Here is a 26095-nt window from a genome sequence, read left to right on the forward strand (position 1 = left end):
GACCATAAACCCTCGCCCGTGACCCGCGGCGGTGCTGCCCGTGTATGAGTGGATCATGCTCGGGATCGGCCTGATCCTGACCCTGGGCACGGGCTTGTTCGTGGCCAGCGAATTCGCGCTGGTCAATCTCGACCGCTCCGAGCTCGAGGCGCGCCAGGGCCGCGGCGAGACCCGCCTGGCGATGACGATCGCCGCTCTCAAGATCACCTCGACGCACCTCTCCAGCGCCCAGCTGGGCATCACCCTGACGACGCTGCTCACCGGGTATGCGATGGAGCCGGCGATCAGTTCCCTGCTCGCACCGGTGTTGGGCCTGGCCGGCATCCCTGCCGCCGTGGTTCCGGTAGTGGGATCCACCATCGCCATCGTGCTCGCCACCCTGATCTCGATGATCATCGGTGAGCTGGTGCCCAAGAACTTCGCCCTGGCCCTGCCGATCCACACCGCCAAAGTCGTCATCCCGTTCCAGACTGTGTTCACCACTGTGTTCAGGCCCGCGGTGACGGTGCTGAACGAGAGCGCCAACGGGCTGCTCCGTGCCGTGGGCATCGAGCCCAAGGAAGAGATCTCCGGGGCCCGCACCGCCGAGGAACTCTCCTCGCTGGTGCGCCGGTCCGCCAGCGCGGGACTGCTCGAAGAAGACACCGCCACCCTGCTGCACCGCACCCTGCTGTTCTCCGGGCACACCGCCTCCGACGTGATGACGCCCAGGCCCCGCCTGGCCAGTATCCAGCGCAACGCCAGCGCCCAGGCCGTCATCGACCTCACCCGCCAGACCGGCTACTCCCGTTTCCCGGTCATCGACGAGAGCGCCGACGACGTCGTGGGCATCGTGCACGTCAAGCAGGCCGTTGCCGTGCCCCGCAAACGACGCGCGGATGTGCCGGTGTCGGCCCTGCAGTCTGAGGCCCTGCGGGTGCCGGAGACCATGAAACTGGACGGCTTGCTCAGCGAGCTGCGCGGCCGCGGGTTCCAGATGGCCGTCGTGGTCGACGAGTACGGCGGAACCGCCGGTGTCGTGACCCTGGAGGACCTGGTGGAAGAACTCGTCGGCGAGGTCGCCGACGAGCACGACCGCACCAGGGCCGGCATCGTGCGCGGGACCGGCTCCCTGACCTTCCCCGGCATGTTGCGACCGGACGAACTCCACGAGCGCGCCGGCCTGGTCGTGCCTGAGGACGGCCCGTACGAGACCGTCGCGGGCTTCGTGATGAGCGAACTCGGCCGACTGCCCGTCGTGGGAGACCTCGTGCGTATCAGCACCGGCGAGCTGCGGGTGGAGCGGCTGGACGGCCGCCGCATCGACCGCCTGCGCTACACCCCCGATCCCGTCGAGCCCGGCGCACCCGCGACCGGTGCCGTGCGCACCATCCAGAAGGCAGCAGTGACCACTTCCACCCAGACCAAGCGGGAGGGCGGCCGATGAGCGACTGGGCCGGAATCGGCTGGCTGTTCGTGCTGCTGCTCGGCAACGCGTTCTTCGTGGCGGCGGAATTCGCCGTGATCTCCGCACGGCGCTCCCAGATCGAACCCCTCGCAGAAGCCGGCAAGCGCAGTGCCAAGACGGCGCTGTGGGCGATGGAGCATGCCACCTTGATGCTGGCGACCTCGCAGTTGGGCATCACCGTGTGCTCGCTGCTGATCCTGAATGTGTCGGAGCCGGCGATCCACCACCTGCTGGAGATCCCGTTGAAGCTCACGGGGCTCCCCGAGGAGGTGATCGGCACGATCGCGTTCGTCATCGCGCTCCTGATCGTGTCGTACCTGCACGTCGTGTTCGGCGAGATGGTGCCCAAGAACCTCTCCTTCTCGATTCCCGACCAGGCCGTGCTGATCCTGGCCCCGCCGCTGGTGTTCTTCGGCCGGCTCGTCAAGCCCGTCATCGTGGCCTTGAACTCCACGGCGAATGGGGTGCTGCGCCTGTTCGGAGTGGCGCCCAAACACGAGGCGACGAGCACCTACACGCTCGACGAGGTCGCCACCATCGTCACGCAGTCCACCAGGGAGGGTGTGCTCACCGACGATTCGGGGGCCCTCACCGCGGCGTTCGAGTTCACCACCCGCAAGGCCAGGGACATCGCGGTGCCGCTTGACCAGCTGGTCAGCCTGCCCGAATCGGCCACGCCCGCCGACGTGGAGAAGGCCGTCACCCGGCACGGTTTCTCCCGATACGTCCTCGACAATGCCGGCGGCGAACCGGCCGGGTACATCCACCTGAAGGACGTGCTCGGCCTCAACGTGGACCCCGTCGAGAGCGGCACAAACGGTTACACGGACCCGATCCCGGCCAAGCTCATCCGGCAACTGGTGTCGATCTTCGAGGACACCGACCTGGAGGATGCCCTCGCCACCATGCGGCGCTCCGGAGCGCACCTGGCCCGCACGTTCACCGCGACCGGCGACACCACCGGGGTGCTCTTCCTTGAAGACATCATCGAGGAGCTCGTGGGCGAAGTGCAGGACGCCACCAGGAGACTCTAGGTCTGTGTCCCCGCGCCCGCGCCTGTCGCCGGGTTCCAGGTCTCGCTCGGGCGGCCCAGCAGGTAGCCCTGGGCGAGCAGGGCACCGGCGGAGCGGAGACTGTCGAGCTGTTCCGTCGTCTCCACCCCCTCGGCGATCACCTCCACGTCAAGCTGTGAAGCCAGCGCCAGAATCCCCTGCACGAGGGATACGGAAGAGGCATCGGGAAGGTTCTTGATGAAGCTGCGGTCGATCTTGATCTGGTCGACGGGCAGCGTGTTGAGCCACGTGAGGGTCGAGAAGCCGGTGCCGAAGTCGTCCAAGGATATGCGGACGCCCAGGCGGCGCAGCTCCACCAGGCGCTCCACGATGCCGGGGAGATCGAAGAGGGACCGGCTCTCCACCACCTCGAGGGTGAGCCGCTCCGGTGCGAGGGCGTTCCGGTTCAGGGCTGCGCGAACAGTCGGCACGAGTCTGGAGTCCAGGAGGGTGGCCGCGTCGAGATTGACGGCGATGCCCAGGGCGCGACCGCCCTGCTGCGGCCATTCGACCACGGCATGGCAGGCGGTTGCGATCACCCACAGGTCCATCTCGATGACGAGTCCCCGTTCCTGTGCCAGAGGGAGGAACGCGCCAGGGGCCAAAACGCCCAGCCGCGGGTGCTTCCAGCGAAGGAGGGCTTCCGCGCCCACCACAGTTTCGTCCCCGAAGCGGGAGATGTCCACGACGGGTTGGTAGTGCAGCCTCAGCTCATTCGCCTCGACGGCGCGGGCCAGCTCGACCAGCAGCGAGGTGTCGGAGTTCTCCGGTGATTCCGTTTCGGATGACGCGCTGCCCGGCAGGTCGGCGCGGGCGACCGCGATTTGGTTCCGGCCCGTTCGCTTGGCGTCATACATCCCCGCGTCGGCCGCGTCGAGGAGATGCTCGCCGTGCCCGCCAGGGCCACGGTGCGAGGACACTCCCACGCTTGCGGAGATGCGCACGTGCTGACCGGCGAGGTGGAAAGGCGGATTCAGGCAGTTGACAACACGGCGGGCCAGCTCGACGGCGTACTCTTCCCCGTCGAGATCGGTGAGCAGCACCGCGAACTCGTCGCCGCCGAGGCGGCCGATGGTGTCATTGCTGCGGATCTCGCTGCGCAGGCGAGCCGCGACCTGCCGCAGCAATTCGTCTCCGGCACGGTGCCCAAGGCGGTCATTGACGCGTTTGAAGTTGTCCAGGTCGCAGAACAGCACCGCCGTGTACACGTCGGGCTGGCACTGCGCCAGTTCGGTATCGAGCAGCTGAGTGAAAAGGGCCCGGTTGGGCAGGCCCGTCAGGGCATCATGCTGGGATTGGTGCCGCACGGTCTCGAGCAGCTGGGCCCTCTGCATGGCCGTTTCACCCTGGTGACTGACCCCATCGATCAGGGCGCCGGCCTCGGCCAGGACCTCGGCAGGCACCGGCGCAGTCCAGCTTGCCGTAGCGACTCCCATGAGCACGTCCCCGGCGAGGAGCGGCACAACGACAACGCTGTGCACGCCTATCGAACGAAGCTGCTCCGCCAGCACCGGGCTGGCCCCGTCAGCGGTGATCAGAACGCGCTCCTGCTTCGTGAGAACGCCGAGCAGTTCCGGCGTCTGGACAACCGGAAAGGTGGTGCCGAGGAACAGTTCGCGATAATCTGCCCGGCGCCCTGAGGCCGCGACCGGCCTCAGCTCGCCCAGGTCGGGGTCCCAGAGGAGAACGGATGCCGCGTCACTGCCGACGATCGTCGGCACGGCCGAGGCGACGACCTCCGCGATCGCCTCCACGCTGTCGCTGGTCGCCAACCGCTGAGCCAGGTTGAGCAACGCGGCCGTGCGCCGCCCCTCCCGACGGGACTCCTCGAGCGCCGTGAAGAGGTCCAGGGCCGCCGCCGCGTGACCGGCGTAGGCATCGAGGAGAGCGCGATCTCCGAGCATCGCGTTGTGTCCCTCCGCGAACACCGCGGCCAGGTGCCCGTGGATCTTGCGGTTGGAGGCGATGTCGACGACGACAAGCGCCCGCTCGCCCAGTAGCTCTCCGCGCAGCATCCGAGCCACGAGATCGGCAGCACGTTCGTCGCTGAGTCCTCGCTGGCGCACCATCGGCGCGCCACCACCGGCCGGTTCGACGATGAGGAGGTAGGCCGGCGCGAGCACCGCGGAGGCGGCGCGATCGACGATCCGGTCCAGCACCTCATCGACGTCGTCGCTGTTCACGAGGTCGGCCGCGGCCAGTTGCACCTCTCTCACCTTGTCGCGCAGAACATTGAGGGATGCGTCCGCCAAACGACTTCGTGTGCGCCACGACCACCAGCGCACTCGCGTCGACCAGGTCAGCAGGTATTCGCACGCCGGGTAGCCGTCCGACTGGCACCGCGGGTGACTGAGGTGGGCGAGGGCGAGCCCGAAGATGGCCGGCACTGACGACAACAGTCCCTGGGCGTATTGGCAGTCGAGCCGGGACGGGAGATAGCCGTCGTGGAGCCGGTACCGTACTGTCGCGCTGGTCTTGCCCACCTGGACGGCATCCATCGTGGACGTCGTGGTGAATTTCGGCACCATGCTCGGCATCTGGCGGAAGACCGCCCCGGGTGAGGCGAACACGCCCAGCAACTGCACGAGCACGGGTTGGGTGCCACCGCGCACCGCGCCGGTTCCCACCGCGAACATGGTGTTCGGGTCGCCGAGCACCGCGGTTGCGGCCTCGAACAGCCGGATGCGGGTGGCGTAACTGAGCCAGGTCGACGTCTTCTTGAGCGTCGGGGCATCCTGCAGCACGCCCGCCCGGGCAAGCACCTCGGTGACGGCACCCTCGCCGCCGCGCTCACGCACATAGTGCAGGAGCAGGCCGATCGTCGTGCTCGCGGTCTCGCGCGGCTCCGCATCCGTCATGGTGTGCCCCTCCAATGCACTATCGGCGGGTTTCGGCGCGGCGTAAGCGTCGACGCAGCTCTTGTCGCGAGGTCGGCTAGGCCGGTGCCAGCGCCGGCAGCGCCGCGAGGATGCTGGTGATGACACCCTCGTCCAGGTTCGACGGGGCCTGATGCCTGGCCCGGGCGCGGATGCTCGGGTGGGCGTTGGCGACGGCATAGGAGTGCCAGGCGGCGTCGAGCATCTCGGCGTCGTTCAGGAAATCGCCGAATGCCATGGTCTGGTCCCGGCTGATGCCCAGGTGCTGCTGCAGGTGGATGAGCGCCTGGCCCTTGTTCGCGCCCGGACGCATGATGTCGACCCAGTTGCTGCCGGAGATGACAACGTCGGCGGGCAGGTCCAGAGCGAGCACGGCCGGTCCGGTGCGGGTTTCGGCGCGGCCGGCGTCGAAGATCGCCAGCTTGAGCACGTCATCGCCGTCGGCGGCGACCGTGACGTCGTCGACCGTGGTCAGCGCCGCGTAGTACGGGCGCACCTGGGCCACGAAGTCCTCGTCGGTGCGTTCGATGTAGGCGCTTCGGGCGCCGCACACGACGATGCCGAGGTCGGCCCCTGCGGCGGCCTGGGCCCGCACCCACCCGACGATCGGCGCGATGATCGAGCCGACGACGGGTTGCCGGGCGATGCTGACACCGTCGCGCACGACGTTCGTGCCGTTCTCGGCGATATAGACCAGGCCGTCACGGTCCCCGAAGACGGCCTGCAGGGTCTGGTACTGCCGCCCGCTCGCCGGGGAGAACAGGATCCCGGCCGCCAGGATGCGCTCCAGCAACGGCCAGAAGTTCGCAGGGACGGCCCCGTCGGCATCGAGCAGGGTGCCATCCATGTCGGAGGCGATCAAACGGATGTCGGCCGGTTCCGTCGGGTGGATCATGGGGGCGCAGTCCTCTGGGTGGTGTTCGGCGGGGAATACACCGGGCGGCGGGCTCCACTTTCATGGTACGCCGGGCCTGGGCCTCGCTGGTGGGCACGGCCCGGCGTACCCTGTTCGGCAGAAAGGGAATGAGGTGTCTCATGTTGAGTCAATTGGAAGCCGCCGCGGTCCTTCCGGCCAAGGATCTGACGCGGGCGAAGTCCTTCTACAAGGACAAGTTGGGCCTCGAGCCGGCCGAGGAGCGCGAGGGCGAATTGCGCTACCGCACCCCCGCCGGCGCGGCCGTGCTGGTGTATGAAACCGAGAACGCCGGAACGGCCAAGAACACCGCGCTGCTCTGGGTGACCCCCGACGTGCAGGCCGAGGTGGCCAGGCTGCGCCAGGCCGGGGTGGTGTTCGAGGAGTACGACCTGCCCGGGCTGAAGACCGAAGACGGGATCGCCACCACCGGTGCGGAACGCGCGGCCTGGTTCAAGGATTCAGAGGGCAACATCCTCTGCGTCGCACAGGAACGCTAGGGGGCCGGTCAGGCCTCCGGCCAGGTGGCCCGCAGGTACGGGCCGGGCCAATAGTCCAGGTGCGCTCCCAACTCGTGGGCGGCACGGAGCGCGAAGTGCGGGTCGCGGAGGAACTCCCGGCCGAGCATCACCGCATCCGCCGCCCCCGAGGCGATGATGTCGTTCGCCTGCCCGGCCGTTGTGATCAGCCCGACGGCGTTGACCGGCACGGCAGCGTGGTCTTTCACGAACCGTGCCAACGGCACCTGGTAGCCCGGTGCCAGCGGAATCTGCACACCGGTGACATTGCCGCCTGAGGACACGTCGAAGAAGTCGGCACCGGCCCGGGCGGCCCACCCGGCGACGACAGCGGTCTCGTCAACGGTCCAGCCGTCCACCGCGTAGTCGGTGGCGGAGAACCGCACCAGCAACGGAACGCTCTCGCCGACCTCGGCCCGCACGGCCTCGACGACCCGCAGCAACAGTCGGGCGCGGTTCTCCAGCGACCCGCCGAACTCGTCGGTGCGCAGGTTGCTCAGCGGCGAGAGGAACTGGTGCAGCAGGTAGCCGTGGGCCGCGTGCAGTTCGAGCACGTCGAAGCCGGCGGTCAGGGCGCGGCGGGCGGCGGCGGCGAAGTCGGCGACGACGGTGTCGATCCCGGCCGCATCCAGCGCAACCGGCTCCGCATAACCGGGAAAGGGGACGGCCGACGGCGCCAGCGCCGGCCAGCCGCCCTGATCGGCGGGCACGCTGCCGCGTTCAGGGGTGCCCCAGGCCGGCCAGGTGGACGCCTTGCGGCCCGCGTGGGCGAGCTGGATGCCCGCGGTGGCGCCCTGGCGGTGCAGGTAGTCGACGATGCGAGCCCACGCGCTCGTCTGAGCGTCGTTCCAGATGCCGGTGTCCCGGTCGGTGATACGGCCCTCCGGGCTCACCGCGGAGGCCTCGGTGACGATCAGGCCGGCGCCGCCTGCGGCCATCGAACCCAGGTGCACCAGGTGCCAATCGGTGGGCACGCCGTCGCGGCCGTCGACCGAGTACTGGCACATGGGTGCGACCCAGAGCCGGTTGCGGATGGTGACCCCGCGCAGGCTGATCGGGTCGAAGAGTGAAACCGTCTGGGCGGAATCGGGTGCGGCGGGGGAGAGTGCTGCTCTGATATCGGACACCGAAACAACCTATCGTGAGGGCATGGCGAAACCACGACGATGGCTGGAATGGGAGGCCGCCCAGGCGCGCGACTGGATCGCGGTGCCGCAGGCGACCGATGACAAGTACAGCCGGGGGGTCTTGGGCGTGCGCACCGGGTCCACCGAGTATCCAGGTGCCGCGGTGCTCGGCGTCGAGGCCGCGAGCCGCACCGGGGTGGGCATGCTGCGTTACCTGGGGCCCCGCAAGGTCGGCGCCCTGGTGCTGCAGCGCCGCCCCGAGGTCGTGACCGCCGACGGCCGGGTGCAGGCCTGGCTGCTCGGCTCGGGGATGGACGCCGACAGCCGCAGCGCCGAGACCGGCAAGCAACTGCAGAAGGCCCTCCGGCAGGGCCTGCCGACACTCCTGGACGCCGGCGCGCTCGACCTGGTCGGGGCCGGCACCGGAGCCAGGGTGATCACCCCGCACTACCGGGAGCTGGCCGGGCTGCTGGCCCGCTCGGGGGAGACCGTGGCCGTGGCGGACATCGCGGCCGAGCCGGGCGAGTGGGCGGTTCGTGCCGCCGGCCTGCTCGGTGTGACGGTGCTGCTGAAGGGCAGCACTACCTACGTCGCGTCGGCATCCGGTATTCGGCTGACGGTGTCCGGCGCACCGGCCTGGCTGGCGACGGCGGGCTCCGGCGACGTGCTGGCCGGCATCCTCGGCGCCCTGCTGGCCACCAACGCCGCCCGCATCGACGCGGATGCTGACGCGCTCGCCGCGCTCGCCGCCACGGCCGCGTTCCTGCACGGCGCGGCCGCGCACCGGGCGTCCGGCGGCGGCCCGATTCTCGCCCTGGACATCGCCGCGGCCGTTCCGGCGACAATCGCCGCTCTGCTGGCCTGACCAGCGTGCCGAGCAACCAGGACGCTGTGCCACAGTGGAGCGTGCCCGAATCCCCGCGTCGCCCCGTTGCCCCGCGCCCGGTTGCACTGCGCCCGGTGACACTGTGGTGCGGCTTCGCCGTGGTGCACACGATTCTCATCCTGCTCAACCTCAGCGGCATCGGCTGGCCGCTAGGCGACGTGGAACGGGTGTACCTGGGCTGGGCCGAGTCCACGGTATCCGGTGCCGTCAGGCTGGGCATCGACACCGACTTCGTCTACCCGATCGTGGCCCTGGCCCCGATCCTTGCCGCACTGGTCTTCGGTGCCCCGCTCTACGCGCTCACCTGGCTCGGCCTGGTGAGCCTCGTCAACGGGGTCGCCTTCGGTGTGCTGATCGGGCGCCGACCCAGTCGTGCGGCGGCCACGGCCGCCTGGTGGTGGCTTGGGTTCCTGCTGTTGCTCGGCCCGGTCGCGCTGGCCAGGATCGACTCGGTGACCGCACCGCTGGCCATCATGGGCTTGCTGTGGCTCGGCAGCCGGCCGGTCTGGGGTGCGCTGCTGCTGACCGTGGCCACCTGGGTCAAGGTCTGGCCGGTCGCGGCGATCATCGCGCTGGTGGTCGCCTCGAAGCGGCGGTGGCAGGTGCTGGCGGCCTTCGCCGGCACCTCCGCGCTGATCATCGGGGTGGCCCTCGCCGCCGGCAGCGGGCTCACCATTCTCAGCTTTGTGACCGAGCAGACCAACCGGGGTATCCAGATCGAAGCGCCGGTCGCCTCGTGGTGGTTGTGGCAGTCGGCCCTGGGTATCCCCGGCACCCTCGTCTACTACGACCAGCAGATCCTGACCTACCAGGTGATCGGCGCAGGCACCGACGTGGCCGCCGCGGTGCTGACCCCGCTGCTGGCTCTCTGCGTCGCCGCGGTGCTGCTGCTCGGCTGGCGCGCCCAACGGGCGGGCGCCGCGGCCGACCTGCTCTTCCCCCCGCTGCTGCTCGCCCTGGTGCTCACCCTGATCGCGGTGAACAAGGTGGGTTCGCCGCAGTTCATGATCTGGTTGGCCGCGCCGCTGATCCTCGGCCTGGTCGCCGCCCCGCGAGACTGGCGGGGCCCGGCGCTGGTGGCCCTCGGGATGGCGGCGCTCACCCAGATCGTCTACCCGTACTTCTACAACGACCTGCTCGCCACCACCCCGGTGATGGTGCTGATCCTGTCGCTGCGGAACCTGCTCGAGCTGGTTCTGCTTGGCTGGATGGTGCGCCGCATCTGGCGGCTCGGCACGTCAGCGGCAACACTGTCAGAGACCCCTCACGCCGCACCCGGTGCGCTCACGCACCGGTCGATCCTCAAGGAGTAACCATGCTTGTCGCCTTCTCCGTCGCCCCCTCCGGCGGCCCGACCGATTCGGTGCACGACGCCGTCGCCGCCGCCGTGCGCGTGGTGCGGGAGTCCGGCCTGCCCAACCACACCGACTCGATGTTCACCACCATCGAAGGCGACTGGGACGAGGTCTTCGCCGTGGTCAAGGCGGCGACGGATGCCGTGGGAGCATTCGGCTCCCGAGTGTCGCTGGTGCTCAAGGCAGACATCCGGCCCGGTTACTCGGGTGAGCTGACCGCCAAGCTGGACCGCCTAGAAAAGGCCATGGGCGAGGCCGGCGACGCGGCCTGACATCCCGGCCGGCCGGTGCGTAACACGCACCGACCCGACCGGCCCGTATTCTGCCGGTGCGTAACACGGCCGACCCGACCGGCCCGTATTCTGGGGGGATGCCCTCAGTTACCGACGATGCGACGCGCCTGTCGCCGGCTCGCGTTCGCCTCGCCCTCCTGGCCCTCGCCCTCGGCGGTTTCGCGATCGGCGCCACCGAGTTCGTGGCCATGGGGCTGCTGCCCAATCTGGCCGCCGACCTGCTGCCCGGTCTCTACGCCTCGTCGCCGGATGCCGCCAACGCCCAGGTGGGCTGGCTCATCTCCGCGTACGCGCTTGGCGTCGTCGTCGGGGCGCCCACGATCGCGGCGGCCGCGGCCCGGTGGCCGCGCAAGCAGCTGCTGCTCGTGCTGCTGGCCTGTTTCACTCTCGCCACGATCGCCTCGGCACTGCTGCCCACCTTCGGCCTGGTGCTCGTGGCCAGGTTCGTCGCCGCGCTGCCGCACGGTGCCTATTTCGGTATCGCGTCCCTGGTCGCCGCCGAGCTGATGGGCCCGGGCAAGCGGGCCCGCGGGGTCGCGATAGTGCTGTCCGGCCTCACCATCGCCAATGTCATCGGGGTGCCGTCGATCACCTGGCTCGGCCAGGTTGCCGGCTGGCGGGTCGCCTACATCGCCGTGGCCGCGCTCTTCGCGGTGACGTTCGTCGCCGTGATCGTCGCCGTGCCGTTCCAGGCCGGCAATCCCGGCGCCACCATGCGCAACGAACTGCGCGCCTTCGGCCGGTTGCAGGTCTGGTTCGCGCTGCTGATCGGAGCCGTCGGGTTCGGCGGCCTGTTCGCCGTGTACACCTACGTGGCGCCGCTGGTGATCGAGGTCACCGCTCTGCCGGCGCTCGCGGTTCCGCTCGTGCTCGTGGTGGTGGGGTTGGGCATGACGGTGGGCAACTTCGCCGGCGGCGTGTTCGCCGACCGCAGTGTGCGGCGCAGCATGTACTCGTTCTTCGGCGTGATGCTCGCGGCGTTGCTGTTGCTGGCCTTCTCGGCGCAGCACCTGGCCGGCCTGCTGGTCGGGGTGTTCCTGGTCGGCGCCTCGGCCGCGGCGCTGTCGCCGACCATCCAGACCCGGCTGATGGATGTGGCGCATGACAGCCAGTCCATTGCCGCAGCCCTCAACCACTCGGCGCTCAACCTCGGCAACGCGCTCGGCGCGTTCCTGGGCGGCATCGTCATCGCCGGCGGCCTGGGCTACCTTGCCCCGATCTGGGTCGGCTTCGGCCTGAGCGTGGTGGGCCTGGCGCTCGCCGTGGTCACCTTCGCGATCGACCGGTCACGCCGGAAGCGCGGCCAGCATGTGCCATACGGCACCTCGCTGATCGCGGTGGTCGGCACGGACTGAGCGCCGCGCCGACCCGACGGTGGTCCGCCGGTGACCCGGCGGTGCCGTCTCAGTCGGACTGCAGCAGGATGCCGTCGTGGATGGCGCGCTTCCGCAACGCCACCTTCGTGCCGACATCGAATCCGGCCAGACGGTACTTCTCGCGGATCCGCTTGAGGTAGGACTTCGCGGTCTCCTCGGAGATGCCGAGCTGGTGGGCGACGGCCTTCACGGGCTCACCGGCGCCGTACAGCGCCATCACCCGGCGTTCCTGCGCGCTCAGCCGCGGCGAGCTGCCGGCGGACCCCGCGTGCAGGGCGAGGTCGAGTTCGGCCGAGATATAGGACTCCCCGACGTGAGCGGCATGGATCGCCTCGACGATGGTGCTGGCTTCCTCGGTTTTGACGAGGTAACCCAGGGCGCCGGCGGCGAGGGCCTCGCGCACCAGGGCGGGTTCGGAGTAGGTGCTCATCAGCACGGTCTTCACCCCGGCCGTCTTCAGGGTCGATATCTTGAGCGAGACCGGAATGTTGTCCTTGAGGTCCAGGTCGAGCAGAACCACATCCACGGGGAACTCCGGGTGGGTGAGGAGCTCCGGCCAGGTGGTCACCGCGGCCACCATGTTGATGTCGTCGGCCGCGCCTCTGATCCATTCGGTCAACGCCCCCAGGAGCATCCGGTGGTCGTCGACCAGGGCCAACCGGATGGGGTTTTCGATGAGCGTCACTGCTGCGTTCGTCACTGCTGCCTCCTGTTGCATGTTGCCCTGTCGGGGCGCTTCCGTGCATAGTGCACGGCTACGCGTCCGCAGGATTGTCAATACTGCATTCGATGTCGACGTGGAGCTGCCCACTTCGCACCGAATCGATGTGAGGGCCCACTACTCGGATAGCTTGCCACGTCTCCGGGTCCACCCGTCGCCGGGGGACCCCCTCGATGATCATTTTGATCGGAAATCGAAGCATCTCACCGATAACGTGGCCATGAGTACGGCCAAAGGGCCCGAAAACGAGCGAAACCGTCGGCTCAGCGCCTTCGGTGTCGCTGATCAGAAGCCAAATCGCCAGGAGCAGGGCATCCCGTTGCATGGGGGAGAGCTGGCCGGCCAGCCCGGCGGGGTCGTCCAGGTTGACGGCGGGACCGAGGAACTCCGACTCCGTGAGCGCGTGGTGCAGCCAGGTCTCCCGGCGGCCCTCGATGAGGTGCAGGCGCAGCTGGGTGGCCAGGGACGCCGCCGCGGCTGACTTCGCTGTGCTCAGCGGCAGTGCTGTGCGCCCCGTCGCGACGTCGTCGAGCAGCGTCTCGGCGTCCAGGTCGATGCGGGCCAGTTCCTCGGAGGCGAGCATGCCGACCGCGGAGGACGGCTGGCTGATCGTGCTCTGCACGAGCACCAGGTCCAGCTCGCGCTGCACCATGCGGCGGAAGCCCCGCACTATCGACACCCCCAGCAATGGGGGGAACATGCACAGGCCGATGGTGAGGATGGCGGTGGCCACGACCTCGGGATCGGTGCGTCCCGCGGTGACCGACCCTGCCGCGATCACGGCGCCGAGGACCAGGGTGGCTGCCACGATCTCACGGCCGCGCCGCACCGACACCAGAACGGCGAAGAGCGCCCCGACAGCGGCCGCCGCGGTGGGGTAGGTGCCGCCGGCGCCGCCGTGGCCGTAGCCGGCCAGGTCGAGCCCGACGACGACCTCACCGGCGGCGAGAGCGGCCAGGAACAGCCAGGTGGGCATCCGGTCCGGCATCCGGTTGACCAGGGCCAGGGTGGCGACGGTGGCGAGCAGCAGAACGATCCAGGCCGCCAGCGTCGGCACCGGGTTCGGGTAGTCGTCCCACTGCATGGTGAACCGCCAGAGCAGGAACATGGCCACGACGCCGCCGCCCAGGGAGATGCCGAAACCGAGGTGCCGGCTGCCCAGATCGGTGCGGTTGGCCCTGGTGGTGTCGACGGTGCGTTGTGGTCTGCGGAAGGTGCGGCGACGTTCGTCGCGCTGCTCTTCGAGCAGTTGTCGGTAGGCCCTGGCCGACGAGGAACCGCCGGCGGGGCCGACGGTGGCTGGGGTGGGCGGCGTGGTCATTTGGGCACCTCGAGGACGACAGTGGTGCCGGAGCCCGGGGAGGAGAACAGCCGGGCGTTGCCGCCGACATCCCGTAGCCGCGCGACGACGGACTCGGCGAAACCGAGCCGTTCGGTACCGACGGCGCTGAGGTCGAACCCCCGGCCGGCATCCGTCACCATGGCGCGCACCGTCGTGTCGTCGTCGGAGATCGTGACGTCGGCACGGGTGACGCCGGAGTGCCTGCGCACGTTTTCGAGGCACTCGCCGAGAGCGAGGAGGAATGAATCGAGCACGTCACTGGGCAGCAGCACCTGGCCGCTGCCGTGCCAGTCGACCTCGAGTCCCATCCGGCCGAACCGTTGCTTCACCGACTCGAGGGTGCTGCCGAGCATCGACGTGTTGGCCGGCTCAAGGGTGTACACCCCGGACCGGCTGGGGGTGGGCAGGGCGCCCAGGCGCAGCTGACGGAGCAGGCGGGCGTCGTCGCCCGATTGCTGGCGGAGGGCGGCTGGACTGACCCCCACGCCCGAATGGGCGAGGAGGGTCAGGGTGGCCAGCACGGTGTCGTGCAGCAGCCTGGCGCCCTGCCGGCGTTGCGCCTCGAGCTCGCTGGCGTGACGTTCGGCCTGGTGCGCCCGCCCGATGGCCGCGACCCGCTGCAGCACTCGCGGCACACTCTGCGCGATCCACCAGCCGCCCAGCGACAGCGCGGTCCACCCGCACACGGTCAGGGCCAGGGGGAGCACCGATCCGCCGGCGGTGATGGTGACCAGCGCGACCCCGGCAACGGTCACGCCGAACGACCCGAAGAGCACCAGCTGGCGCTGCGGACCAACGACGAGCACCGGGGCGACACAGCTGATCGCGGCGGCGGCGAGGGTGCCGATCAGCGCCTCCTCGACGGCGGTGAGGCCCACATCAACCCGGGTGGTCAGCCCGATCACGAGGATCACGGCATTGCCGAGCAGCACTATGCACAGCACCCAGCGCAGGGCGCCGCTCTGGCCGAGAACGTACTGGCAGCCGATCATCAGGAGGATCAGGGTCGCGGAGAGCAGGATCACCGGGGCATCGAGCCCGCCCGGCACGGCCAGGTAGGCCAGAGACATCACCGAGCCGGTCAGCCCGGTCGCCCGGGCGGACCGCCGAAGGACTCGATCGCGCTCTCTGGCTATGCGTGGCATGGATGCAGTACTCCTCATGAGTGCTCTACAGGTCACCCTATCGGCCCGGGCGCTGGTTTACGCCTGTTGACTAGGACTTTCTTTCTGACGCAGAAGCAAATGCAAAACCAGGCCGCTCACCAGGGCCATAGTGAGCGCCATCAGTGCGCCCGCGAGGACCCCGATGAGCAGGATGAGGCCCTCGGATTGGCCCGGCTGCCACAGCGGGGTGGCGACGGCGAAGAAGACGGCCAGGCCGGCGCACCAGGCGGCGGCGCTGCCGAGGACCCACCATCCGGCGCCCCTGAGGTGCCGGCGCAATTCGAACCACTGGGCGTAGCCGAGCGCGCAGATCAGGACGGTGGCGACCACGGCGGCGGCGGCGGCCTGCCCGGCCGCCGGCCAGCGCTGCCAGACGTCGGCCCACTCGGCCGGTAACAGCCCGACGAACCACGCCGCCGCGGCGCCGATCGCCGTTGCGCCCACCCAGCGCTGCCTGGACAGCGCCGGCAGCCGGCTGCGGAGCACCGTCGACTGCGTCCACCCGAGCACTGTGCCCTCGATCGCGCCGGCCAGGATCAACGCGGGTGCCACCACGGCCGAACCGCCGAAGGCCAGCTGCGCCAGAGCCGGGGCGAGGAAACCGACGGTCTCGCCGAGGCTGACCCAGAGCAGCCAGTTGCGCAGGAACCTGTCGGCCCGGTCGGGGCCGCTCGTGTGCCGAGGGCCGGGGAACGCCCTATCGACCGTCATCGGGAGCGACGAGGGAACCGGTCTGGGCGGGGCCGGATGAGACGGGGCGCAGGGCCACCGAGCCGGGGTCGATGGGGCCCTGGTCGAGCCGGAACGGTGGGTACTCGTCACGCATCAGGGCGATGTAGACGATCACCCGGTACAGCCAGCGGTTGAGGCCGAGCACGAGGTCGAAGATTCCGCGCCGGTAACGTCCGCTGAAGAGCAGGATCACGGCGGCGATGAGCACCAGGATGCCCACGAGCGAAAAGCCGGTGCCTGCGGCGGCGCCCCAGCCGTTCATCCCGTTCGCGGACCAGCCCCAGCTTCCGCCGGTGATGATCGCCACGATGAACAGGTGCGGGATCACGAGCAGCCACCACTTCACCAGCACCAGACCGTGCGACAGGCGCTCCGGATAGTCCACCTCGAGGTCGGCAGGGTAGTCGGTGGCCGCGAGGGTGAACGGCGGGTACCTGTCGGTGCCGAGCGCTGAGTACGCGTAGAAACTCACCCGCCAGTTCCAGCGCAGCACGCCCACGCTGTAGTTGAAGATCGACCGCGGGTACCGCCCGGTGAACAGGATCGCGAACCCGGCCACGATGGTGCCGATCCACAGCCCGAACCAGAGGAAGAAGAGCACGACGAGGTGCGGGATGACCAGGATCCACTTCACCAGCCAGAGCGCCCTGGAGACGCCGGGGTCGAGCCATCCGTTCAGGCGGGCCGGATAGTCTGCGCCCGGCCGGTCGGGATCGGCGGCGGGCTGGCCGGTCGTTGCCCCGGGCGGTCTTGCCGTGTCGGTGCGGCTGGACGGCGCCGGCCCGTTCCGGCCGAGGCCGATCACGCCGAGGATCACCAGGACCAGGCCGATCACCAGGGTCAGGATGCCGATCAACAGCAGGGTGAGAGCGGCGGGCGCCAGGAGCCCTGAGCGCACACCCGCGCTGACCTGGACGGCGACGGGGCTGCTGCCGTCCTCGTTCATCACCACGACGGCCCAGGACCCCGGCTGCACCGGCCAGGTGATCTCCTGGCTGCCGGGCCCGGACGCGCTGACGGTCCAGAAATCCTGATCCGTGGGCGGTTCGGGGCGCTCGGTCCCGGCGATGTCGCCGTAACGCGCGCGGAACGGCGTGGACTCGATGCCGCGCACCTCGGTGTGCGCCACGTTGGCCAGGTAGTCGTCGACATCGGCCTGCGGTGCGATCCCGAGGAACACGGGGTCGTCGTTGGCGCCCGTCGCGACCAAGCGGATGCGGGCGACGTCGAGGTTCAACGGCGGGGGTGTTCCCGTGGTCGTGACCGGTCCGACCGGTGGGCTGGTCAGCGCGTAGGAGTCCGCGACCAGGGGGACGGTGCGGGTCGAGAAGTAACCGTTCTCGCCCTGCACGCCGGCGGCGACGGCAGCGACGGTGCCGGTGATCGTCATTCCCAGGCCGATCAGCGCAAGGATCGTGCCGATCAGCAGCATGATGAGCGGTCCTGGTTTCATGGCAGTCACAGTTCTCCCGAACCAGGGGACTGTCAACCCTCCGGCTCAGTTCAGCAGGCTCCGCAGTGACGCGCCGACGGCCGCGTTCTCGATCAGGAAACCGTCGTGGCCGTAGCCGGACTCGAGGACGACGGGTTCGCCGCCGCGGCCGAGCCCGGCCGCGATGATCCGCTGGCCGTCGAGCGGGAACAACCTGTCGCTGTCGATGCCCACGACGAGGGTGCGCGCCGTGATCCGGGCCAGGGCCGCCGTCACGCCACCCCGGCCGCGGCCGATATCGTGCGAGTTCATCGCCTCGACCAGGGTGATGTAACTGTTCGCGTCGAACCTGCGGGTGAACTTGTTGCCGTGGAAGTCCAGGTAGGACTCCACGGCGAACCGGCCGCGGGCGCCCAGCGGGGTGATGTCGCTCTGCCAGCTGCGCTCGAAGCGGACGTTGAGCTCTGACGGGCTGCGGTAATTGAGCAGGGCCATCCGTCTGGCCAGGGCCAGGCCCCGGCTCGGGCCGTCACCGGCCTCGGCATCGTAGTAGTCGCCGGCGCGGAACAGCGGGTCGGTGCGGATCGCCTCGATCTGCACCGAGTTCAGTGCGATCTGGTCGGCCGTCGTGATCGGCGGCGCGGCGAGGATACCGAGCCGGTCCACCCGGCCGGGGTGGTCGATGCCCCATTCCAGCACGTGCATGCCGCCCATGGAGCCGCCGATGACGGCGGCCCAGGTGTTGATGCCCAGGCGGTCGCTGAAGGCCACCTGCGCAGCCACCTGGTCGCGGATGGTCAGGTACGGGAACCGGGGTCCCCACTCCGAGCCGTCCGGCGCGAGGGAGGCCGGGCCGGTGCTGCCCTGGCAGCCGCCGAGCATGTTCGGCGCCACCACGAACCAGCGGTCGGTGTCGATCGCGAGGCCGGGGCCGACGACGCCGCTCCACCAGCCGGCGGTGGGATGCCCGGGCCCCGGGGCGCCGATGACGTGGCTGTCGCCGGTGAGCGCATGCAGCACCAGCACCGCGTTGTCACCGGCCGGGTTCAATTCGCCCCAGGACTCGTAGGCGATCCGCACCGCGGGCAGGCGTCCGCCGACCTCGAGGTCGAGGGCGCCGATGTCGACGAACCGGCGGCCGCCCACCGGGTCACCGTCGCGCCAGGCGCCCGTCACGGGCGGCTTGCCCAGCAGGGAGCGCGCCTGCGCGTCGGTGACGAGGCTGGACGGGACGGTGTCCGCGGAGTATTGCCATTCCATACGGCTCCATTGTGGCCATGTTCGGCCGTGGCCGCCGAATGTTACGTCATGCGGGCCGGGAACGGCCTACGCGTTCGCGCGGGACGCCGTGACCACGGCACGCGCGGCGGCCAGGCCGGCTTCAAGGTCGGCCTGCAGGTCGACGACGTTCTCGATGCCGAGCGACAGGCGCACCAGGCCCGGTGTCACGCCAGCGGTGAGCTGCTGCTCCGGGGTGAGCTGCGCGTGCGTGGTCGACGCCGGGTGGATCACCAGCGAGCGCACGTCGCCGATGTTCGCCAGGTGGCTGAACAGGCTGAGGTTGTCCACCAGCGCCCGTCCGGCATCCACCCCGCCCTTGAGCTCGAACGAGAGCACCGCGCCGACGCCGAGCGGGGCGTACTTGTTCGCGGTCGCGTACCAGGGGCTGGACGGCAGCCCGGCGTAGTTGACCGAGGCGATGTCGGGGTGATTCTCGAGGAACTCCGCGATGGCCTGCGCGTTCGACACGTGCCGTTCGATGCGGAGGCTCAGCGTCTCGATGCCCTGGATGAGTTGCCAGGCGCTCGCGGGGGCGATCGCGCTGCCCAGGTCGCGCAACAACTGCACCCGGGCCTTGATGATGAAGGCGAGGGCGTCGCCGACCGCGGTGGTGTAGCTGGCGCCGTGGTAGGACGGGTCGGGTTCGGTGAGCCCGGGGAACTTCTCCACGTTGGCCGACCACTCGAACCGGCCGCCGTCGACGACGACGCCTCCGATGATGGTGCCGTGGCCGCCGAGGAACTTGGTGGCCGAATGCACGACGATGTCGGCGCCGTGCTCGAACGGGCGGATCAGGTAGGGCGTGGCGATGGTGTTGTCCACGATCAACGGCACCCCGTTGGCGTGCGCCACGTCGGCGACCAGCGCGATGTCGAGCACGTTGATCTTGGGGTTGCCGATGGTCTCGGCGAAGAACAACTTGGTGTTCGGCCGCACCGCCCTGGCCCACGCGGCGGCGTCGTCCTGGTCTTCGACGAAGGTGGTCTCGATGCCGAGCTTCGCCAGGGTGTACTTGAAGAGGTTGTACGTGCCGCCGTAGATGGAACTGGACGACACGATGTGGTCGCCGGCCTGGGCGATGTTGAGCACCGCGAAGGTCGAGGCCGCCTGGCCGGAGGCCACCAGCAGGGCGCCGGTGCCGCCTTCGAGGGCGGCGACGCGCTCCTCGACCACGGCCTGGGTCGGGTTCTGGATGCGGGTGTAGATGTTGCCGAATTCGGCCAGCGCGAACAGGTTCTGGGCATGTTCGGCGTTGTTGAAGACGTACGAGGTGGTCTGGTAGATCGGTGTGGCCCTGGCGTTGGTCACAGGGTCAGGGCGGGCCCCGGAGTGGACCTGCTTGGTTTCGAACTTCCAGTCGGCGGAATCACTCATGGTTCGGTCTCCCTGTTCGTGCTCGAGCCGGCAAGCCCGAGGAATCGAAGGTGCGCGGAATCAGATGCCCCGCTGCTCTGCTGCAACCATAGGCAGGGTACGTCCCGGCGACAACGACCAGCGAAACACAACGTCATCTGTCGTGGGGCAGCACGATGGTGCCCGTGTGGGTGGACGGCTCCTGCCTGAACAACCAGCGCAGCCTCGGCTCCACCAGCGGCCTGAAAATACGTTTCACGACGGGCAGCGACAGCAGCACCGAGATGCCGATGGCCAGCAGGATCACGGCCGGTAGCATCCACGGCGGTTGGGGACCGTCGAGCACCCCGGTCTCGCGCAGCGGGTAGAGCAGGAAGGAATGCAGCAGGTAGATGTACATGGTGGCGGCGCCCAGCGGCGTGAACCAGGTGGCCCGGCGCGGCATCAGCATGAGGAAGGCCAGGATGAAAGCGAAGGACGCCATCATCAGACCCAGCCGGATGACCCCGGCCCAGAACTGGTCATAGCCGAACTGCCAGTAGGCCTCGTCGTACAGGGTGAAGCTGCGCAGCCGAAGGTCCCGCACCCCGACGATGTTCACCGTGATGGCCAGGGCGAGGGCGCCGAACAGGGCGATCGCGCCGGAGCGCCAACGCCAGACCGCGGCCGGGTGCAGGTGCATCCACCTGGCCGTGAGCGGCCACTGGCGCAGCTTCCAGCCGAACACGAAGAACGGCAACAGCCCCAGAGTGCGCGAGAGCGAGAAGGTGCTGTCGATGTCGCCGACATAGCCGGCGCCCACCGAGATTGCGATGCTGATCAGCAGCGGGTAACGCATCAGCACCAGGTACGGCAGCACCACGCGCCAGATCGTCAGGGCGATCAGGAACCACAGCGTCCAGGCTGGGGCGGAGTAGTCCACCTTGAGGGTGCCGCTGAGCGCCCAGCTGACCAGCGTCCAAAGGCTCTGGAAGATCAGGTACGGGAAGACCACGTCGGTGATCAGCCGGTGCATCTGGCGCGGACCCGGCGGACCGGACTTGGCGAAATAGCCGCTGACGGCGACGAACACCGGAACGTGGAAGGCGTAGATGAAGAGGTAGACACCGTAGGCCGGGTCGGATTCGCCGATCAGCTTGAGGATGGCGTGACCGATCACCATCAGGGTGATCGCGATCCAGCGGGCGTTGTCCCACAACGGCACGCGGCGCTTGTGCTTGTGCGGGCCAGGTGGGGCTGGTGTCTCAGTCGGCGAACTCATCGGGTCCATTCTCCGGGCAGAATGGGGCAATGGGCAAAAAAAGAGTTGTGGTCACCGGTGCGAGCAGCGGAATCGGAGCGGCCACCGTGCGGCTGTTCCGTGAGCACGGCTGGGATGTGGTGGGGGTGGCCCGCCGCGCCGACCGGCTCGCCGCGCTCGCCGCGGAGACCGGCGCCGCCGTGTTCGTCGCCGACCTCACCGTGCAGGCCGAGGTGGACGCTCTGCGGGACTTCCTCGCCGCATCCGGCCCGGTGAACGCCCTGGTCAACAACGCCGGCGGCGCCAAGGGGCTCGACTCGGTCGAGGCCGGCTCGATCGACGACTGGGCCTGGATGTTCGAGATCAACGTGCTCGCGGTGAAGCGGGTCACCAGTGCCCTGCTGCCGTTGCTGCGCGCCTCGATCGCCACCGAAACGGATGCCGCGGCCGCTGCAGGAAGCTCGGCCGCCGCATCCGCCGACATCGTCAACATCACCTCCATCGCCGGGCACACCGCATACGCCGGCGGCGGCGGCTACAACGCCGCCAAGTTCGCCGCGCACGCCATGACCGAGGTGCTGCGGCTCGAGCTGAACGGCGAGCCGATCCGGGTGATCGAGATCGCTCCCGGCATGGTCCAGACCGAGGAATTCGGCCTGGTGCGCTTCGGCGGCGACGCCGAGAAGGCGAAGGCCGCTTACGCGAATGTGCCGCATCCGCTCGTGGCCGAGGACATCGCCGCCACCGTCGTGGCCGCCGTGGAAATGCCGGCCCACGTGAACGTGGACCTGCTTGTGGTCAAGCCGGTCGCGCAGGCCGCCCCGCACCTGGTCGCCCGCGGCCCGCTCACCCCGCGCGCCTAACCCGCGCAACTGTTCCCCGAACGGAAAATTGCGCCCGGCGTACCGGGCGCAATCGTCCGTTTCGGCCACAGTTCGGCCACGGGTGGGGTGAGGGCGGGCGGTTAGTGCTCGCTGGCCTTCTCGGCCCCGAACCCGGTGAGGGAGCGCACCGCCATCTCGGCGGCCAGCTTCGGGTCTTCCCGCTTGGTGCTCGTGACCGAACCGAGCCAGCCGAGGAAGAAGCCCAGCGGGATCGAGACGATGCCCGGGTTGTTCAGCGGGTAGAGCGCGAAGTCCACACCCTCACCGAACATCGAGGTGGGCGTGCCGGAGAACACCGGCGAGAACACGATCAGCAGGATCGCCGACCCCAGACCGCCGTACATGCTCCACAGGGCACCGCGGGTGGTGAAGCCGCGCCAGAACAGCGAGTACAGGATCGTGGGCAGGTTGGCGCTCGCCGCGACGGCGAAGGCCAGGGCCACCAGGAATGCGATGTTCTGTCCCTGCACGCCGATGCCGCCGGCGATCGCGAGGATGCCGATCACCACGACGGTGCGCCGGGCGATCTTGACTTCGCCGTCGGGGTTGCCCTTGCCCTTCTTGATGACGCTCGCGTAGATGTCGTGCGCGAACGAGGTGGCCGCGGTGATGGTGAGACCGGCCACCACGGCGAGGATCGTCGCGAACGCGATCGCCGAGATGAAGCCGAGCAGCAGCGGGCCACCGAGCGCCAGCGACAGCAGCGGCGCAGCCGAATTGACCCCGCCGGGGGAGGCGAGGATGGTGTCGGCGCCCACCAGGGCCGCGGCACCGAAGCCGAGCACCAGGGTGAACAGGTAGAACGCCCCGATCAGGAAGATCGCCCAGACCACAGAGCGGCGGGCCTCCTTGGCGCTGGGCACCGTGTAGAAGCGCATCAGCACGTGCGGCAGTCCCGCGGTGCCGAGCACCAGCGCGATGGCCAGCGAGATGAAGTCCAGCGGGTTGTGCCCGTACTGCAGGCCGGGCGCGAGGATCGAATCGGCCGGGGTGACCGCGGCGTTCGCGACGGCCGCATCGAGCAGCGTGGACAGGTTGAACCCGTTGATCACCAGGACCCACACCGTCATGGCGCCTGCCCCGATGATGAGCAGGAACGCCTTGACGATCTGCACCCATGTGGTGCCCTTCATGCCGCCGATCAGCACATACATGATCATCAGGCCGCCGACGACTGTGACCACGATGGACTGGCCGAGCTTGTCGTTGATGCCGAGCAGCAGCGACACGAGCCCGCCGGCGCCGGCCATCTGGGCGAGCAGGTAGAAGAAGCACACCGCCAGGGTGGTGGTCGCCGCGGCGACGCGCACCGGCCGTTGGGCCAACCGGAAGGAGAGCACATCCGCCATGGTGAATTTGCCGGTGTTGCGCATCAGCTCGGCCACCAGCAGCAGGGCCACCAGCCAGGCCACCAGGAAGCCGATCGAGTAGAGGAACCCGTCGTAGCCGTTCACCGCGATGGCGCCGACGATGCCGAGGAACGACGCCGCCGAGAGGTAGTCGCCGGCAATCGCGAAACCGTTCTGCGGACCGGTGAAGGACCTGCCGCCGGTGTAGTAGTCGGCGGCGGTGCGGTTGTTGCGGCCCGCCCGGATCACGATCACCAGGGTGACGGCCACGAAGGCCAGGAAGATCGAGATGTTCAGGACCGGATTGGTCTCGGCCTGTTCGACCGCGGCTGCGACGCCAGCTGCAGTGATGCCCAGGGCGCTCATGCGGCGGCCTTCTGCTCGAGCTCGGCGCGCAGCTCGGCGCCGAGCGGGTCGAGAACGCGGTTGGAGAATGCGACGTACCAGATGGTGATGGCGAACGTCGTGACGAACTGGCCCAGGCCGAGCACCAGGCCCAGGTTGATGCTGCCGGCGACCTTGATCGCCATCACGTCGGGCAGGTACGCGGCCACCAGCACGAACGCGAAGTACCAGAGGAGGAAGAACACGGCCAGCGGAACCACGAACCTCCGGCGCCGGCGCTGCAAGTTGACGAAGCGTTCGGAGGTCTCGAAGGCGACATAGTCGATCGAACCCTCCGGCCTGGTGTCTTTCAGTGATTCCTTCATTGGGGCTCCTTTGCTCCGGTGAACTGGATGGGGATGGCGGGCACCGGATGCACGGCGCGCACGAGGGCGTCGAGCACGGTGGGGTCTTCGATGGTCGGCGGGATCTTGTAGGGCTCGCCGTCGACGATCTGGCGGATGGTCTTGCGCAGGATCTTGCCCGATCGGGTCTTCGGCAGTCTGTCCAGGATGGTGACGTCACGGAACGCCGCCACCGGGCCGATGTGCTCCCGCACCAGGTTGACCAGCTCGGCCGTGAGCAGGTCGTGCTCGACGACCCAGCCGGCCTTGAGGGTGACGAAACCGGCGGCCCGCTGGCCCTTCAGCGCGTCGTGCACGCCGAGCACCGCGCACTCCGCGACGGCGGGATGCCGGGTGAGCACCTCCTCGAGGGAGCCGGTGGAGAGCCGATGGCCGGCGACGTTGATCACATCGTCGGTGCGGCCCATCACATAGAGGTATCCGTCCGCATCGAGGTGCCCGGAGTCGCCGGTGGCGTAGTAGCCGGGGAAGGCCGTGAGGTAGGCGGCGGCGAAACGATCCGCGCCACCCCAGATGCCCAGCAGGGAGCCGGGCGGCAGCGGCAGCCGGATGGCGATGTTGCCGTCCTTGCCCGGCTTGGTGATCGGCTGCCCCTTCGAGTCCAGGATGGCGATGTCGTAGCCGGGCACCGGCACAGCGGTGGAGCCGGGTTTGGTGGGCAGCTCCTGGATGCCGCGCGGGTTGGCGCAGATGGCCCAGCCGGTCTCGGTCTGCCACCAGTGGTCCACCACCGGGCAGTGCAGGCCGTCGTTGACCCAGTGGAAGGTCTCCGGGTCCAGGCGCTCGCCGGCCAGGAACAGGGCGGTGAGACTGGACACGTCGTAGCGTTCCAGCTCGGCCAGCTCGGGGTCGACCCGGCGGATCGCCCGGATCGCCGTTGGCGCGGTGAACAGCACGTTCACCCGGTACTCCGACACCACCCGCCAGAAGGCGCCGGCATCCGGGGTGCCGATCGGCTTGCCCTCGTAGATGACCGTGGTGGCCCCGGCGAGCAGCGGCGCGTAGACGATGTAGGAGTGGCCGACCACCCAGCCCACGTCCGACGCGGCCCAGAACACGTCGTCGGGGCCGATGTCGTAGATCCCGCGCATCGACCAGGTCAAGGCCACGGCATGGCCGCCGTTGTCGCGGATGATGCCCTTCGGGTTTCCGGTGGTACCGGAGGTGTAGAGGATGTAGAGCGGGTCTGAGCTGCTCACGGTGACCGGCTCTGCCGGTGTCGCCGTGGCCTCGGCCGCCGCCCAGTCCAGCCAGCGCACGGACGTGTCGTCGGCGTAGTCAGCGGCCGAGCCGTCGATCGCGTCCCGGTGCCGCACGATCACCGTGTGGACCGAGCCGGCGCTCAGCTGGAGGGCCTTGTTCACCAGCGGGAGGTAGGGCACGGTCTTGCCCGGTTCCAGACCGCCGGACGCGGTCACGATCACCGTGGGTCGCGCGTCGTCGATCCGCACGGCGAGCTCGCTGGCCGCGAAGCCGCCGAAGACCACCGAGTGCACCGCCCCGATCCTGGCGCAGGCGAGCATGGCCACGACGGCTTCGGGGATCATCGGCAGGTAGACGACGACCCGGTCGCCCTTGCCCACGCCGCTGGCCCGCAGCACCCCGGCGAACCTGGCCACCCGGTCGAGCAGCTGGCTGTAGCTGATCCGCGCCTTGGTGCCGGTCATCGCCGAGTCGTAGATCAGCGCGGTGTGGTCGCCGCGACCGGCGAGCACGTGCCGGTCGAGGGCGTTGTAGCTGGTGTTGAGGGTGCCGTCGGCGAACCAGCTGTAGTCGGTGGGGGAGTGTTGCGTCAGCGCCGCGGATGGCGCTCTGACCCAGTCGATCTGGCGGGCGGCATCCAGCCAGAAGCCTTCGCGCTCGTCGATGCTGCGCCGCCAGACATCGCGGTAGAGAGTGGTGCCGGTGCGTTCGGTCATGGTGCGAACCTCTCCATCGAAGCTCTCATGTATACACAAGGTGCGGTTAGTCTTGCACAAACTGTCCAGTAGGGGAATAGAATG

General features: G+C 69.2%; 22 protein-coding genes. 8 read left to right on the top strand and 14 right to left on the bottom strand.

All coding sequences use genetic code 11. The features are described from left to right. Window positions 1–55 precede the first annotated feature (55 nt). Both E3T61_RS11540 and E3T61_RS11545 read left to right on the top strand, forming a co-directional pair. Window positions 56–1426 (top strand): hemolysin family protein, encoded by a 1371-nt coding sequence (locus E3T61_RS11540; protein ID WP_134641039.1) that lies wholly within the window; start codon window positions 56–58, stop codon window positions 1424–1426. After that, window positions 1423–2481 carry a hemolysin family protein gene (locus tag E3T61_RS11545; RefSeq protein ID WP_134641005.1) on the top strand — a complete coding sequence of 353 codons (1059 nt, stop codon included), beginning with the start codon at window positions 1423–1425 and terminating at the stop codon, window positions 2479–2481. Before E3T61_RS11540 ends, E3T61_RS11545 begins: the two co-directional genes overlap by 4 nt. On the opposite strand, the gene E3T61_RS11550 is transcribed toward E3T61_RS11545, so the two are convergent. After that, a complete protein-coding gene (locus tag E3T61_RS11550) occupies window positions 2478–5357 on the bottom strand; it encodes a putative bifunctional diguanylate cyclase/phosphodiesterase (protein WP_134641006.1) in 2880 nt (959 codons plus the stop codon). The two genes, E3T61_RS11545 and E3T61_RS11550, sit on opposite strands and share 4 nt — an antisense overlap. Before the next feature lie 76 nt (window positions 5358–5433). Continuing rightward, a complete protein-coding gene (locus E3T61_RS11555; RefSeq protein WP_134641007.1) occupies window positions 5434–6270 on the bottom strand; it encodes a Cof-type HAD-IIB family hydrolase in 837 nt (278 codons plus the stop codon). Window positions 6271–6410: 140 nt separating this feature from the next. On the opposite strand from E3T61_RS11555, the gene E3T61_RS11560 reads away from it, so the two are divergent. Next, a complete protein-coding gene (locus E3T61_RS11560) occupies window positions 6411–6788 on the top strand; it encodes a VOC family protein (protein ID WP_134641008.1) in 378 nt (125 codons plus the stop codon). Window positions 6789–6796: 8 nt separating this feature from the next. On the opposite strand, the gene E3T61_RS11565 is transcribed toward E3T61_RS11560, so the two are convergent. Next, window positions 6797–7933 carry an NADH:flavin oxidoreductase/NADH oxidase gene (locus tag E3T61_RS11565; protein ID WP_241992527.1) on the bottom strand — a complete coding sequence of 379 codons (1137 nt, stop codon included), beginning with the start codon at window positions 7931–7933 and terminating at the stop codon, window positions 6797–6799. 22 nt (window positions 7934–7955) lie between these two features. On the opposite strand from E3T61_RS11565, the gene E3T61_RS11570 reads away from it, so the two are divergent. The 4 genes from E3T61_RS11570 to E3T61_RS11585 all read left to right on the top strand — a co-directional run bounded on the left by E3T61_RS11570 (window position 7956) and on the right by E3T61_RS11585 (window position 11822). Further along, the gene (locus E3T61_RS11570) at window positions 7956–8798 is read left to right on the top strand and encodes an ADP-dependent NAD(P)H-hydrate dehydratase (protein WP_134641009.1); all 843 of its coding nucleotides are present in this window, start codon (window positions 7956–7958) and stop codon (window positions 8796–8798) included. 41 nt (window positions 8799–8839) lie between these two features. Further along, window positions 8840–10132 (top strand): glycosyltransferase 87 family protein, encoded by a 1293-nt coding sequence (locus tag E3T61_RS11575; protein WP_134641010.1) that lies wholly within the window; start codon window positions 8840–8842, stop codon window positions 10130–10132. A gap of 2 nt (window positions 10133–10134) precedes the next feature. Next, window positions 10135–10446 (top strand): thiamine-binding protein, encoded by a 312-nt coding sequence (locus E3T61_RS11580; RefSeq protein WP_134641011.1) that lies wholly within the window; start codon window positions 10135–10137, stop codon window positions 10444–10446. A gap of 98 nt (window positions 10447–10544) precedes the next feature. Beyond that, window positions 10545–11822: an MFS transporter gene (locus E3T61_RS11585; RefSeq protein WP_134641012.1), complete on the top strand. Its 1278-nt coding sequence runs from the start codon at window positions 10545–10547 to the stop codon at window positions 11820–11822. Between the two features lie 49 nt (window positions 11823–11871). Here E3T61_RS11585 and E3T61_RS11590 read toward each other — a convergent pair whose 3' ends face one another. From E3T61_RS11590 to E3T61_RS11625, 8 genes are all read right to left on the bottom strand, one after another. Further along, window positions 11872–12543, bottom strand: coding sequence for a response regulator transcription factor (locus E3T61_RS11590; protein ID WP_255455678.1), 672 nt, complete (start codon window positions 12541–12543; stop codon window positions 11872–11874). Window positions 12544–12598: 55 nt separating this feature from the next. After that, on the bottom strand, window positions 12599–13885 hold the full coding sequence (locus tag E3T61_RS11595; protein WP_134641014.1) for a hypothetical protein: 1287 nt from the start codon (window positions 13883–13885) through the stop codon (window positions 12599–12601). Continuing rightward, a complete protein-coding gene (locus E3T61_RS11600; protein WP_134641015.1) occupies window positions 13882–15051 on the bottom strand; it encodes a sensor histidine kinase in 1170 nt (389 codons plus the stop codon). The genes E3T61_RS11595 and E3T61_RS11600 overlap by 4 nt, the downstream gene beginning before the upstream one ends. A 57-nt stretch (window positions 15052–15108) precedes the next feature. Beyond that, window positions 15109–15783, bottom strand: a complete 675-nt coding sequence (locus E3T61_RS11605; protein WP_166793210.1) for a hypothetical protein — start codon at window positions 15781–15783, stop codon at window positions 15109–15111. After that, window positions 15770–17257: a DUF4389 domain-containing protein gene (locus E3T61_RS11610; protein WP_134641016.1), complete on the bottom strand. Its 1488-nt coding sequence runs from the start codon at window positions 17255–17257 to the stop codon at window positions 15770–15772. The genes E3T61_RS11605 and E3T61_RS11610 overlap by 14 nt, the downstream gene beginning before the upstream one ends. 45 nt (window positions 17258–17302) lie before the next feature. Beyond that, window positions 17303–18496, bottom strand: a complete 1194-nt coding sequence (metX, locus tag E3T61_RS11615) for a homoserine O-acetyltransferase MetX (protein WP_134641017.1) — start codon at window positions 18494–18496, stop codon at window positions 17303–17305. A gap of 66 nt (window positions 18497–18562) precedes the next feature. After that, entirely contained in the window at window positions 18563–19891 is a 1329-nt protein-coding gene (locus E3T61_RS11620) for a bifunctional o-acetylhomoserine/o-acetylserine sulfhydrylase (RefSeq protein WP_134641018.1), read from the bottom strand. Window positions 19892–20024: 133 nt separating this feature from the next. Beyond that, a complete protein-coding gene (locus tag E3T61_RS11625; RefSeq protein ID WP_134641019.1) occupies window positions 20025–21131 on the bottom strand; it encodes an acyltransferase family protein in 1107 nt (368 codons plus the stop codon). A 29-nt stretch (window positions 21132–21160) separates the two neighbouring features. Between E3T61_RS11625 and E3T61_RS11630 the strand changes: the two genes are divergently transcribed. Next, window positions 21161–21973 (top strand): SDR family NAD(P)-dependent oxidoreductase, encoded by an 813-nt coding sequence (locus tag E3T61_RS11630; RefSeq protein ID WP_134641020.1) that lies wholly within the window; start codon window positions 21161–21163, stop codon window positions 21971–21973. Between the two features lie 101 nt (window positions 21974–22074). On the opposite strand, the gene E3T61_RS11635 is transcribed toward E3T61_RS11630, so the two are convergent. Genes E3T61_RS11635 through E3T61_RS11645 form a run of 3 tightly spaced genes read right to left on the bottom strand, consistent with a single transcriptional unit; the run spans window position 22075 to window position 26011 of the window. Beyond that, window positions 22075–23709, bottom strand: coding sequence for a solute symporter family protein (locus tag E3T61_RS11635; RefSeq protein WP_174777012.1), 1635 nt, complete (start codon window positions 23707–23709; stop codon window positions 22075–22077). After that, complete coding sequence (locus E3T61_RS11640; RefSeq protein ID WP_134641021.1) at window positions 23706–24053, bottom strand: DUF485 domain-containing protein; 348 nt, start codon at window positions 24051–24053, stop codon at window positions 23706–23708. Before E3T61_RS11640 ends, E3T61_RS11635 begins: the two co-directional genes overlap by 4 nt. Further along, complete coding sequence (locus tag E3T61_RS11645) at window positions 24050–26011, bottom strand: acetate--CoA ligase (RefSeq protein WP_134641022.1); 1962 nt, start codon at window positions 26009–26011, stop codon at window positions 24050–24052. The genes E3T61_RS11640 and E3T61_RS11645 overlap by 4 nt, the downstream gene beginning before the upstream one ends. Window positions 26012–26095: the final 84 nt, after the last annotated feature.

The sequence above is a fragment of the Cryobacterium lactosi genome (assembly GCF_004403945.1).
Taxonomy (GTDB): domain Bacteria; phylum Actinomycetota; class Actinomycetes; order Actinomycetales; family Microbacteriaceae; genus Cryobacterium; species Cryobacterium lactosi.